The sequence below is a fragment of the Pseudomonas sp. LS.1a genome, from assembly GCF_022533585.1.
In the GTDB taxonomy this organism is placed as follows: domain Bacteria; phylum Pseudomonadota; class Gammaproteobacteria; order Pseudomonadales; family Pseudomonadaceae; genus Aquipseudomonas.
The window spans coordinates 2,800,978-2,813,490 of the sequence record NZ_CP092827.1; the positions used below are offsets into that span (position 1 = coordinate 2,800,978).

Here is a 12,513-nt window from a genome sequence, read left to right on the forward strand (position 1 = left end):
GCTGCTGCATTGCCACCTGTGGAAGACCGAACGGAGGCGGCAGGCTGGCCCGAACGGGATTGGCTAAATCGCCAGGCGTAGGTGTTTGCGTAGTAATAGGTGGCGTAGTTCATGAATCTGTCCTCAATGTGAATCGGTGTTGTTCAAAGGCCTGAAAAGCAAAACCCCCGGTCGGGAAGCCGACCGGGGGTTTGAGTATTCTCATGTTCGGCGGCCCCTCGAAGGTGGGCGCCGTGTGGGTATCGGCGCCTAGTGGCTAAACCAATACCCGAAGTAATAGCTGGCAGGTGCCACGCAGCCGGCAACGGCCAGCACAGGACGCAGGGTGCGACCGGTGTGGTTGGCGTGGTTGCAGGTGTGTTTTGGCATGTTGCTCTCCAGTGAATGAGCCCGAGCTTACTTCAGTTCGGTCGGGCCATTCAATGGATAAATGCTATGGGGGCGATCATTTGTTTTTGTACTGGATGGTTCAATGGCCATAGCGCCCGACCAGGCTCTGCGCCCCTAGCGCGTGGCCTTGCAGCAGTTGCAGCAGGCCACTGCGGTCCAGGCCCTCGGGCAGGGTGCCCAATGGCAGGTCGGTGGCGATCAGCGTCAGTGCGTAGTGGTGCGGGTTGTCGCCGGCGGGTGGGCAGGGGCCTCGGTAGCTGAGCGTGCCCCGCGAGTTGCGACCCACGGTCACGCCTGGCCCGGTCAGCCCGGCGATGCCTTCCTTCAGCCCATCCTGGGCCGGGTCAATGTTGTAGGCGATCCAGTGGACCACGCCAATACCCTTGCCGCCGTCCGGGTCGAACATGATCAGGGCCAGCGACCGGGTGCCTGCGGGGAGGTTGTCCCAGCTCAGTTGCGGGGTGCGCTCTTCGCCAGCGCCGCAGGCCGGGTCCGGGCCAACCTGCTGCAGGGCGATCACGCCACCATCGGTGAACGACGACGAACTGATCGACAGCGCACCCTGGCCGCCAGCGACGGCCAGGGTGCTGCACGGCAGCAGGGCGGCAAGCAGCCAGGGTTTGAGGTTCATGGTGAATCCTCGGCAGGGCGTTCGGGCGCAGTGTAGCCCAGGCTGGGCTCAATGGCTGTCCTGGTCCTCGGCGGTGCCGCCGGTGCGCCCGGCGCCGGAACCGGTGGCTTCGCCGGTGCTGTTGGAGCCGCCAGCGGCGCCGTCGGCGGCATCGCTGTTGCTGCCGGTATCGCTGCTGTCGTTGCCTTTGCTGCTGCCAGGGCTGTTGACGCTGCTACCTTCACCGGCAGTCTTGCCACCGGACTGGTCGGTTTGCGGGTGGCTGTCGGTATGGATGTCGGTGGCGGCCAGGCTGGTGCCAGTGGCGGCGGCCAGGGCAAGGGCAAGGCACAGCGAGAGTGGGCGAATGCGGATCATGGAACGTCTCCTTTGCGGATGATCTGTCATTCGTTGGGCTGGGGGCGGGGAGTGGGGTGCCGTCTGGGCGACGGATGGTCATTCGATCAGGCTGCTGTGCAGCCCGATCGATTGCAAGGGGGCCGATCAGCGGCAGTTGCCCGCCTTGCGATACCCCGCTGCCTGCGCCTCACCCTCGGTGGCGAAGGTGACCTGGTTCTTCGCGGTAACCTGGGTATAGCCCGGGCAGCCGACGGAGAGGTGATAGACGTGGCTGTTGCGGTTGCCAAGCACCGCTCCTACCGGCTCGGCACTGGCCAGGCTCGGCTTGGCCTCTGGCTTGGCAGCCTTCGCCGGCACCGCTTGCACCACGCCACTGCCGACCGGCTTGTAGTTGGCGGTCCATTTGCGTTCCCCGGTCACGAAGGGGTTGGCATGCCCCATGATCGCGGCAATGCGCCGGTCACGCTCTTTTTCCCAGGCCGACACCGGGTGCTGTTTGTCCCAGGCCATCAGCAACTGTTGCTGTTGGCGCGACATGCTCAGCTTGTAGCGGTCGTACATATAGAAGGTGGTGCGGGCGACCAGGCCTTTCACTTCGTCACGGGGTTCGGCAGCACGCTGCACGAAGTCGACCTTGGTGCTGCACTGCCCGTATTGCCCTGCATTGCCAGCAACCATGCCGTAGTTGAAATTGCTGCGGTCGCCGTTGACCTCGCCTACTGCCGGGTACAGGTTGAACAGGTCGGCCTCCATGGCGCGGAACACCGGGTCGTCATCCACGCAATGCTCGCGGCCACCGTTCTTCCAGCACTGGCGCTGGTTGCCAAAGGTATAGGCCGGCACGATGTGCTCCCATTCGGTGCGCTCTGCTCGGTTCTGCTGCTTGCGGGTCTGGTAGCCACACGAGGCGGCATCGATACGCCCGCCGGACTTGCCCACCCAGGTCCATTTGCAGCCGCAGTACAGGTCGCCCATGGCACTACTGGCCTGGTCCATGTACACCTTCTGCTTGGCCACTACCTTGGCCTCGGTGAAGGTCGCCGGCGGGTTGGCCAGGGCGGGGAGGGTGAAGGAAAATAGTAAGGATACGGCGTAAAGCAGTGATTTCATGAGAAAAACATATTTCAGGTCGGGGCGCGCATTGTAATCATTTCCTCGGGGCTGGCCAGCCTGGACAAGTTGACTGTCAACTTGCGCGCTTTTACAGCGGCTCGCAATAAAGGCTTCAATCCGTGAGGGTCGGCACGAAAAGGCCAGTCTTCACATTGCTCATCGACACCAGTGTCTTGAAGCGCTTGACGTTGTTGTTCTCGAAGAACAGCTCACGGGTCAGCTGGGTGTACTGCTCCATGTGCCGCACCAGCATGATCAGCACGAAATCGCATTCCCCGGCCACGTAGTAGCACTGTTGCACCTGCGGGCAGGCGAGGAAGGCGCGTTTCATCTCGTCCAGCAGGTCCAGGCGCTCGTTCTCCACTTCAACCTCGGTGATCACGGTCAGCGTGTACCCCAGCTGCTCCGGGTTCACCTGTGCCACCGTGCCGCGGATCACGCCGTCGGCCGTCAGCTTCTTCAGGCGCCGGTTGACCGCCGCCGAGGACAGGTTGACCTGCGCACCGAGGTCCAGCTGTGAAGTGCCGGCGTCGCGCTGCACGGCATCGAGCAGGGCCAGGTCGAAGTGATCGAGGGGCATGGGAGGGGCTCCGTAGGCGAACAGCGGTAAATGCCGAAAGTGCGTAATAAAAGTGCATGAATTGGCCAAAAATCAAGATTTTCATACGCGGCGAGCGAATAGAATTTCCCGTGAACAAGAACGGCGGTGTAGAGCCAAGGCTTTTCACCCATGGAGAAACGGTTGATGAATGCGAGTACCCCACTGCAACTGAACGGCGCTTTGCTGCTGCAGCAGATCCGTGCACTCGGCCAGGTAGGTGTTGACGCCACGCATGGCGGGCGCACCCGGATCGCCCTGAGCGATGCCGACAAGGCCGGGCGCGACCTGCTGGTCGGCTGGATGCGCGAGCTTGACCTCGACGTGCAGGTCGACCGCATCGGCAACATTTTCGGTACGTTACGCGCAGCCGCTGACCGCGGCGAGCAAAGCCCGCTGATGATGGGTTCGCACATCGACACTGTCACCAACGCCGGAGCCCTGGATGGCTGCTATGGCGTGCTGGCCGGATTGGCGGTGGTTCGGGCGTACCGTGAGGCCGGGCGCTTGCCTGAGCGTTCGATCACCGTCGGCGCGTTCACCAATGAAGAGGGTGTGCGCTACCAGCCCGACATGATGGGCTCACTGGTTTACGCCGGCGGCCTGCCTTTGCAACAGGCACTGGATACCCTTGGCACCGACGGTACGCGCCTTGGCGATGAACTGGCGCGCATCGGCTATGCCGGCACGCTGGAGCCTGGCGCTATCGTGCCGCACGAATACCTCGAACTGCATATCGAGCAGGGGCCGGTCCTCGAAGCCGAAAACACCCTGATCGGCGTGGTCGAGAACCTGCAGGGCATTTCCTGGCAGCAAGTAGAGGTGAAGGGACACGCCAACCATGCCGGCACCACGCCGACCCACTTGCGCCATGATGCAGGCTTCGTCGCCAGTGCCATCGTCGCCGAGTTGCGCGCCATGGCCGTGGATTCCGGCACGACCTTGGCCACGGTCGGCTGCATGCAGTTCGAGCCGAACGTGATCAATGTCATCCCGCGCAAGGCCACCTTCACCGTTGACCTGCGCGACCCCGACGAAACCTGCCTGGCTTACGCCGAAAACCGCCTGAGCCAATACCTGGAGGCGCTCGCCGAGCGTGAAGGGGTCACCATTACCACCGAGCGCCTGGTGCGTTTCGAGCCGGTGATCTTCGACGCAGGGCTGGCCGATGCCATCGAAGCCTCGGCCCGGCGTTTCGGTTTCAGCCATCGGCGCATGACCTCTGGCGCCGGCCACGACGCGCAAATGATCGCCCGCATTGCCCCCGCCGCGATGATCTTCGTGCCCAGCCAGGGCGGCATCAGCCACAACCCGCGCGAGCATACCGATGACGAACAACTGATTCAGGGCGCCCAGGTGCTGCTGGATGTCGTCAGCCGTCGCCTGACCCACGCCTGATCCCCACTGTAATGCCCCGCCCGCTGAAGCCTGGTTTCAGCGGCATGGGCTTCATGTTGCCTGTAGAAAGGAGTGCCGCATGTTTGTTTCCAACCCCAAGGCTGGCCGCCAGCCTTACCCGCAAGCGTTGCAGGAGGTGATGAGCATCGCCAAGGCTGAAGAAAGCCGCCAGTGGCTGGCCGGCTGGGCGCGCTTGAACGCAGGTGCTACGCCGCTGTACAGCCTGCCTGACCTGGCCGCGGAGCTGGGCGTTGCCCAGCTGACGGTGAAGGACGAATCGGTGCGTTCGGAACTGGGCAGTTTCAAGGCGCTGGGCGCGCCGATTGCCCTGGTCCGGCTGATCCTGCGTACCTTCCCCGCGCAGCAGTTCGACCCGCGCGGCTTGCTGGCAGGCCAGTACGCGAACCTGCTGGCCCCCTTCACCGTGGTCAGCGCCACCGATGGCAACCATGGCAAGGGCCTGGCGGCTGCCGCGCAAAGCATCGGCTGCCACTGCGTGATCGTGCTGCATGCCAACGTCAGCATAGAGCGCGAGCAGGCGATTGCCGCCTACGGCGCGCGGATCGTGCGCATTGCCGGCAATTACGACGAGTCGGTCCAGCACGCTGCGGAGCTGGCGGCCAGCAACGGCTGGACCGTGGTTTCCGATACCTCTTATGAGGGCTACGAAGTGATCCCGCGTGATGTGATGCAGGGCTACGGCACCATCGCCGCAGAAATCATCGAAGCCACTGCCGGCCAGCCGCCTTTCACCCACGTGTTCCTGCAGGGCGGGGTGGGTGGCCTGGCGGCTGGCATCGTCAGCTACCTGTGGGAGCACTACGGCGCACAACGCCCATTGATGGTCATGGTCGAGCCGGAGCAGGCGGACTGCCTGTACCAGAGTGCCTTGCTCGGCAAACCGGCCAGGGCGACCGGTTCGGTGGACTCGGTAATGGCGGGCCTGGCGTGCGGCGAGACATCGCCATTGGCCTGGCGATTCCTTGAGCCGAGCGTCGATTACTTCATGACCATCACCGATGACCAGGCTGTTGCCGCCATGCGCCGCCTGGCGGCTGGCAGCGCTCGCGACATTCCACTGGTGGCGGGTGAGTCCAGCGTCGCCGGCCTGGCCGGGCTTGCCCACCTGGTAACGGATGCTGGCGCAGCTGCCGACCTGGGTCTCGACGGCAACGCCCGCATCCTCTTCATCAGTACCGAAGGCGCCACCGCCCCTGGCGTCTACGCCGATCTGCTGGGCGAGTCGGCCAGCTCGGTACTGGCACGCCAGCAAACCTGGGTACGCACCTGATCCACCCCTTGAGGGCCAGGTTATACCGGCCCTTCCGGTCAACGCCCGACGTTGGCCCAGCAACAGGAACTTCAAGCATGAGCAATGACCCTGCATTCGAACAGCGCCTCAAGCACTGGCGGCACGCGTTTCACCGCCACCCGGAAACCGGCTTCGAAGAGTTCGACACTGCCGAACAGGTCGCCAGCATCCTGGCCAGCTTTGGCCTGGAGGTGCACCGAGGCATCGGTGGCACTGGCCTGGTTGCCAGCCTCACTGTCGGTGACGGCCCGGGCGTGATCGGCCTGCGTGCCGACATGGATGCCCTGAACATCACCGAACAGGCGCATGAACGGCCCCATGCGTCCTGCAACCACGGCAAGATGCACGCCTGCGGCCATGACGGGCACATGGCGATGGTACTGGGGGCCGCAGACCTGCTGTGCCGCGAGCGAAACTTCAACGGTACCGTGCGTTTCCTGTTCCAGCCGGCCGAGGAGCATGGACGCGGGGCCAAGGCGATGATGGCCGATGGCTTGTTCGAGCGCTTCCCGGTCGATGCCCTGTATGGCGCGCACAACATGCCGGGCATGCCGGCTGGCCATATTGCCACGCGGGCTGGCGGGATCATGGCCAGCGAGGACAACTTCGTCATCCACATCCAGGGCAAGGGTACCCATGCCGCACGGCCGCACATGGGCATCGACCCGATGGTGATCGGTGCCGAGATCGTGCTGGCCTTGCAGACCATTGTCGCGCGCAATGTCGACCCGAGCCTTTCAGCAGTGGTTTCCTGCACCGAGTTCATTACTGATGGCATCCGCAATGCGATACCTACCCATGTCACGATCAAGGGCGACACCCGCAGTTACAGCCCCGAGGTACAACGCTTGCTGGAGAAGCGCATGCGCGAGATCAGCGAGGGTATCTGCCACTTGCACGGTGCAACCTGCCGGTTCGAGTACAGCCACGAGTTTGCGCCGACGGTGAACTGGGCGGCTAACACGGAAATTGCCGTGACGGCGGCGCGCAATGTGGTGGGGGCGCAGGCGGTGAATGCCGAAGTGATGCCGATGATGATTTCCGAGGACTTCGGTGCGTTCCTGCAGCAGGTGCCGGGCAACTTCGTGTTCATCGGCAATGGTACCGAGGGCGAGGCGGGGGCTACGCCGTTGCATAACGCTTCGTATGATTTCAACGATGCGATCCTGGCGACCGGGGCCCGCTATTTTGCCGAGGTGGCAAGGGTCAGCCTGCCGCGTTGATCGTTGAATCAGGGGCCGCACAGGGACCGCACAAATTTAAAGCATTGTGCGGTCTCTGTGGGAGATTGCCCAGCCCTTTGGGCCGCGCTGTCGCACAGATAACTGAATTCGCAAGCGATACTCGTACCCTGTGGGAGCGGCTAATTCAATGACTTATGGGCTGCATGGCAGCCCCGTTTCAGTGCCCGCCCTTCATCCGCCGTGCCACCAGGTAGATCCCCAGCCCGACCAGCGCCGTCGCTGCGCCGATGTAGCCGGTGCTGGTCCAGCCCATGCCCGCGGTAATCGCCATGCCACCCAGCCACGGCCCCAGCGCATTGGCCAGGTTGAATGCCGCATGGTTCGACGCCGCTGCCAGGCTTGGCGCTTCATGGGCAATGTCCATCAGGCGGATCTGCAACGGTGCCGCCAGGGCAATCATGGTCCCCACCAGGCCAATGCCCAGCAGCAGGCTCCACAGCGCCTGCGCGGCAAAGCTGAAGAACAGCAGCACGGCAATCGACCACACCAGCACCAGCCCCACGGCGCGGAACTGCAGGCGGTCGAACAGTTTGCCGCCGGCGATGTTGCCGACGATGCCGCCCACGCCGAACGCTGCCAGGCCGAACGGAATCCACTGCGGCGACACCTGGGTTACCTGCAACATCGTCGGCGCCAGGTAGCTGAACACACAGAACATGCCGGCAAAGCCGATCGAGGCGATGCCCAGCGCCATCCACACTTGCGGCAGGGTGAAGGCTTGCAGTTCCTTGCGCGGGTTGCTGCGCGTTTCATCGTGGCGCTGGGGCACGAAGCGCCAGACCAGGGCTATGGTGCACAGGGCTATCGCGCCGACCAATACGAACGCCGAGCGCCAGCCGGAATACTGGCCCAGCAAGGTGGCGACCGGGTTGCCGAGCAACATGGCCAAGGTCAGGCCCATCATCACCCGGGCCACGGCCCCCGCCCGCTGGTCTTTGGCCACCATGCTCGACGCCACCACCGCCGCAATGCCGAAGTAGGCGCCATGGGGCAGGCCGCTGATGAAGCGGAAGGCGACCAGGCCACCGAACGAGGGGGCGAAGGCGGTAGCCAGGTTGCCAAGGGCATACAGCGCCATCAGCAACAGCAGCATGTGCTTGCGCAACAGCTTGGCACCGATGATCGCCAGAGTCGGGGCGCCGACCATCACCCCCAGCGCATAGGCGCTGATGGCATGGCCCACCTGGGGCTCGCTCAATTGCAGGTTACTGGCGATGTCGGGCATCAGGCCCATGATGGCGAACTCGCCAGTGCCGATCGCAAAGCTGCCCAGCGCCATGGCGGCTTCCATCTTTGCGACGGTGCTTTTGCTAGGGAGGGGGGGTAATTCCTGAACTGACATCTGGATCCTTGTTGAAACATGCTGAAACGTTCAAGGCGGGATCATAGTCAATCCGTGACGGCGACGTCGAGGAAGGTGGCTGGCTTCCTCGTACGTCTGTCGGGAGCACATGTGGGAGCGGGCAGATTTCCTTTGGGAGCGGGCATGCCGGCGAAAAGGCCGCAACGGGCTGGCTTCAACGCTCCAGGTAATGGGTCTGCGCGGCAAAGTCGATGAAGCGCTTGCTGGCCAGCGACAGGTATTCCCCCGAGCGCCAGCACAACCTGAAGCTCATCAGCTGCGCCGGGCGGAACGGTACGCCGACGATGCCCGGCGTGCGCTGTTGCACCGAGCGCAGCAGGGTCGCCACGCCCATGTTGTCCAGCGCGGCCTGCACCACCAGCGATACGAAGTTGCTTTGCAGCGCCACCTGGTAAGTGATGCCATGTTCGGCGAAGAACGCGTCCAGCAGGTGGCGTTGCACGAAGGTGCGGTCGAACACCACCATGTCGGTATTGCGCAGGTCTTCGGCTGTAAGGAAGGCCTTGCCGGCATAGGGATGGTCAGGGTGCATGCACGCCAGCATCTCGTCGCTGCCCAGCAGGATCGATTCCTTGTCGGGCGGCACGCGCCTGGACTCTAGCAGTGCCAGGTCGATTTCCCGTTGTTCCAGGCGATGGCCAATGTCCTCGGCGCTGCCTTCGAACACGGTCATGGCTATGCCCGGGTACAGCTTGCGGAAGGCGTTCATCAACCCGGGCACATAGTGCAGGCCGAACATCGGCGGGATACCCAGGCGTACTTCGCCGCGTTTCAGGTCAGCCATGTCGCGCAGTTCCTGCCGGGCCACATCCATTTCGCGCAGGGCCGATTCGATACGTGGCAGGAACCGTTCGCCCTCGGCCGTCAGGATGACTTTGCGCGTGGTGCGGTTGAACAGGGTCACGCCCAGTTCTTCTTCAAGGCGGGTAACGGCCATGCTCAGTGCCGGCTGGGCGATATGCAGGTGCTGCGCGGCTTTGGTGAAGCTGCCTTGGCGTACGATCTCGACGCAGCAGCGCAATGCCTTGAGGTTCATTGAGGGGGGTTACCGTTCATAACAAACTGTGATGCCACGCATCATAACAATATATTTATTATTATTAACCAGAGGGCCTACGATGCGCGCCACTGAGACATCCTGCAACATCTCAGTCACGCAGCTTAATAAATCTGCAATCCCACAAAGATTTTGAGGTAGTACCCCAAATGGCCAAGGCCGCCGATGTCGTTGTGCAATGCCTGGAAAACGAAGGTGTCGAGTATGTGTTCGGCATTCCTGGTGAGGAAAACCTCGACCTGCTCGAATCCCTGCGCAAGTCGAAGATCAAGCTGGTACTTACCCGTCACGAGCAGTCCGCAGGTTTCATGGCTGCTACCTATGGTCGCCTGACCGGCAAGACCGGCGTCAGCCTGTCTACCCTCGGCCCTGGCGCCACCAACCTGGTCACCGCCAGCGCCTACGCCTACCTGGGCGGCATGCCGATGATGATGATCACCGGCCAGAAGCCGATCAAGAAGTCCAAGCAGGGCCGCTTCCAGATCATCGACGTGTGCGGCATGATGGACCCCATCACCAAGTACACCCACCAATTCGCCTCGGCCGACAACATCCCGGCCCGTATGCGCGAAGCCTTCCGCCTGGCTGAGGAAGAAAAGCCGGGTGCCGTGCACCTGGAGCTACCGGAAGACATCGCCGCCGAGCAGACCGACAGCCTGCCGATCCCGCCTAGCCTGAGCCGTCGCCCGCTGGCCGAGCACAAGGCCATCGAAGCTGCCGTGGAGAAACTGCAGAACGCCCGTAACCCGATCCTGGTGATCGGCGCCGGCGCCAACCGCAAGATGACCGCCAAGGTCCTCAAGCAACTGATCGACAAGACCGGCATCCCGTTCATCACCACCCAGATGGGTAAAGGTGTGGTCGACGAGCGTCACCCACGCTTCCTGGGCAACGCCGCGCTGTCGTCGGGTGACTTCGTGCACCGCGCCGTCGAAGCTGCCGACCTGATCGTCAACATCGGTCACGACGTGATCGAGAAGCCACCGTTCTTCATGGTCCGTGGCGGCACCGAGGTCATCCACATCAACTTCCGCTCTGCCGAAGTCGATGCCGTGTACTTCCCGCAGGTGGAAGTGATTGGCGACATCGCCAACGCCGTGTGGCAGATCAGCGAAGCGCTGAGTGACACCACACACTGGGACTTCACTCGCCTGATGGCCATCCGTGAAGCCAACGAAGCACAGATCGCCGAAGGGGCCGACGACAACCGCTTCCCGGTCTACCCGCAGCGCATGGTCGCCGACATCCGTCGCGTGCTGCCGTCCGAAGGCATCGTTGCCCTGGACAACGGCATCTACAAGATCTGGTTCGCCCGTAACTACAAGGCGCACAAGCCGAACACCGTACTGCTGGACAACGCCCTGGCGACCATGGGCGCCGGCCTGCCATCGGCCATGGCTGCGCACCTGGTGCACCCGGACCGCCCGGTGATCTCGGTTTGCGGTGACGGCGGCTTCATGATGAACAGCCAGGAGCTGGAGACTGCGGTACGCTTGGGGATGCACATCACCGTGGTGATCCTGCGTGACGACGGCTACGGCATGATCCGCTGGAAGCAGGCGAACATGGGCTTCACCGATTTCGGCCTGGACTACGGCAACCCGGACTTCGTCAAGTACGCCGAAGCCTACGGTGCCAACGGCCACCGCGTGGAAAGCGCCGAAGGCCTGCTGCCGCTGCTCGAGCACTGCATCAAGACCCCGGGCGTGCACGTGATCGACTGCCCGGTCGATTACAGCGAGAACGACCGCATCCTCAACAGCGAGCTGCGTGAGCGCGCGCTGGCGGTGTAAGGCCTGACAGGTACGGCGCCACCTCAAGGCTGGCGCCGATCCCTTTCAGGTGCGGCCTTGTGTCGCGATGGGCCGCAAAGCGGCCCCAATGACGCTAAGGTCTTATCCCGCACCTGGCCCCACCGGTAATCAAGAATGACCCGCCCGCTGTTTGTTTCCATCGATGGGCCCAAGGGCACCGGCAAAACCACACTTCTGGAAGCCGTTACCAAGGCGCTTAGGGCTGACCACAAGAAAGTGATCCGGCTTTGCGAGAAAAAAAGCGACCCCTACCGGGGGGAAACCATGGCCCTCGTCAACCAACTGGCCAGAAACCCCTCCCGGGACCTGGAGCTGAGGGTATGCGAGCGCTTTGCCGAAAGCCGTGCCTGGATTTCCCGGCACGTGCTCCCCAGGCAGCCAGCGGGCAGTATCATCCTGATCGATCGCTGGTACCCGTCTGATGCCGCATTTCGCCGTACCGTGCCGTTCGACGAGATCCTGCGCCTGAACATCGAGCGATATGTGCAAGTGCCCGATTTGCACGTAGGCGTTGTCACGGCCCCCGACACCTCGTGGGCAAGGGCCGCGGCACGAACGCGTGGGTTGGGCAGTACGGTAATCCATAGCCTGGACGAGCAGGTTGCCTGTACCGAGGCGTTCGAGCGTGCGATTGCGGATTACGGCTGGGTTCTATGCCGTAATGAAGGGGCCATCGAGGATGCAACAAGGCAGGTCGTGGACGAAATCGATAGCGTGCTTCGACCACGTCATCGACCGTGATGCTATCTCCGATGGCACAGTGGAGCAGGGCCGGTTACTGCGTCATGGGCATATCCATCATTGACGATTGCTGATCCATCATCTTCATCATCATGTCCATCATTCCGTGATCCATACCCATGCCACCCTTGGCTCCTGACATTCCCATGCCCGAGCCCATGCAGCCAGCGGCATGGTGCTTGCTCATCATGGCCATGCTTTCCTTCATTGTCTGCATACCCTCGTGCATGGCGGCTTGCCGCTCGGCGGGGGTCTTCGCTGCGGCGGCTTTGTCATGAGCAACCTGCATCTTGTGCATCTGTTCGCTCATCGCCTTGTTCATGGCCGACTCGGAGGGTGTACTGGCGGCTGGCGCGCTGGTAGTGGCATCGCCAGCGTTTTGCTTTTCATCGGCATGCGCCATGAGTGCACTACCGGCCAGAACAACAGCAAGCATCAATTTCAATTGCGATTGCATGGTGAACTCCACGTATCCGGATATAGATGGCGTGCCGCAAAGGCTTTGGTATGCCT

12 protein-coding genes are annotated in these 12,513 nt (G+C 62.8%); 5 read left to right on the plus strand and 7 right to left on the minus strand.

All coding sequences use genetic code 11. The features are described from left to right. Window positions 1-469 precede the first annotated feature (469 nt). The 4 genes from MKK04_RS12980 to MKK04_RS12995 form a co-directional block, all read right to left on the minus strand. Window positions 470-1,021 (minus strand): YbhB/YbcL family Raf kinase inhibitor-like protein, encoded by a 552-nt coding sequence (locus MKK04_RS12980; RefSeq protein ID WP_063914763.1) that lies wholly within the window; start codon window positions 1,019-1,021, stop codon window positions 470-472. Window positions 1,022-1,069: 48 nt separating this feature from the next. Then, window positions 1,070-1,378, minus strand: a complete 309-nt coding sequence (locus tag MKK04_RS12985; protein WP_241106759.1) for a hypothetical protein — start codon at window positions 1,376-1,378, stop codon at window positions 1,070-1,072. A 126-nt stretch (window positions 1,379-1,504) separates the two neighbouring features. Then, complete coding sequence (locus MKK04_RS12990; RefSeq protein WP_233694819.1) at window positions 1,505-2,470, minus strand: endonuclease; 966 nt, start codon at window positions 2,468-2,470, stop codon at window positions 1,505-1,507. Between the two features lie 115 nt (window positions 2,471-2,585). Further along, window positions 2,586-3,053, minus strand: a complete 468-nt coding sequence (locus MKK04_RS12995; protein ID WP_233694820.1) for an Lrp/AsnC family transcriptional regulator — start codon at window positions 3,051-3,053, stop codon at window positions 2,586-2,588. 165 nt (window positions 3,054-3,218) lie between these two features. Between MKK04_RS12995 and MKK04_RS13000 the strand changes: the two genes are divergently transcribed. The 3 genes from MKK04_RS13000 to MKK04_RS13010 all read left to right on the plus strand — a co-directional run bounded on the left by MKK04_RS13000 (window position 3,219) and on the right by MKK04_RS13010 (window position 7,004). Next, a complete protein-coding gene (locus MKK04_RS13000; RefSeq protein ID WP_241106760.1) occupies window positions 3,219-4,469 on the plus strand; it encodes a Zn-dependent hydrolase in 1,251 nt (416 codons plus the stop codon). A gap of 79 nt (window positions 4,470-4,548) precedes the next feature. Next, entirely contained in the window at window positions 4,549-5,760 is a 1,212-nt protein-coding gene (locus tag MKK04_RS13005; protein ID WP_241106761.1) for a diaminopropionate ammonia-lyase, read from the plus strand. A gap of 77 nt (window positions 5,761-5,837) precedes the next feature. Continuing rightward, window positions 5,838-7,004 carry a M20 aminoacylase family protein gene (locus MKK04_RS13010; RefSeq protein ID WP_233688307.1) on the plus strand — a complete coding sequence of 389 codons (1,167 nt, stop codon included), beginning with the start codon at window positions 5,838-5,840 and terminating at the stop codon, window positions 7,002-7,004. A gap of 178 nt (window positions 7,005-7,182) precedes the next feature. On the opposite strand, the gene MKK04_RS13015 is transcribed toward MKK04_RS13010, so the two are convergent. Further along, window positions 7,183-8,367, minus strand: a complete 1,185-nt coding sequence (locus tag MKK04_RS13015) for an MFS transporter (RefSeq protein ID WP_241106762.1) — start codon at window positions 8,365-8,367, stop codon at window positions 7,183-7,185. Window positions 8,368-8,542: 175 nt separating this feature from the next. Continuing rightward, window positions 8,543-9,424: a LysR family transcriptional regulator gene (locus MKK04_RS13020; protein ID WP_207837349.1), complete on the minus strand. Its 882-nt coding sequence runs from the start codon at window positions 9,422-9,424 to the stop codon at window positions 8,543-8,545. Window positions 9,425-9,594: 170 nt separating this feature from the next. Between MKK04_RS13020 and MKK04_RS13025 the strand changes: the two genes are divergently transcribed. Beyond that, the gene (locus MKK04_RS13025) at window positions 9,595-11,238 is read left to right on the plus strand and encodes an acetolactate synthase large subunit (protein ID WP_241105936.1); all 1,644 of its coding nucleotides are present in this window, start codon (window positions 9,595-9,597) and stop codon (window positions 11,236-11,238) included. A gap of 135 nt (window positions 11,239-11,373) precedes the next feature. Continuing rightward, on the plus strand, window positions 11,374-12,000 hold the full coding sequence (locus tag MKK04_RS13030) for a dTMP kinase (RefSeq protein ID WP_233687852.1): 627 nt from the start codon (window positions 11,374-11,376) through the stop codon (window positions 11,998-12,000). A gap of 34 nt (window positions 12,001-12,034) precedes the next feature. Here the strand turns inward: MKK04_RS13030 and MKK04_RS13035 are convergent, their stop codons facing one another. Then, window positions 12,035-12,457, minus strand: coding sequence for a hypothetical protein (locus tag MKK04_RS13035; protein WP_207832115.1), 423 nt, complete (start codon window positions 12,455-12,457; stop codon window positions 12,035-12,037). Window positions 12,458-12,513: the final 56 nt, after the last annotated feature.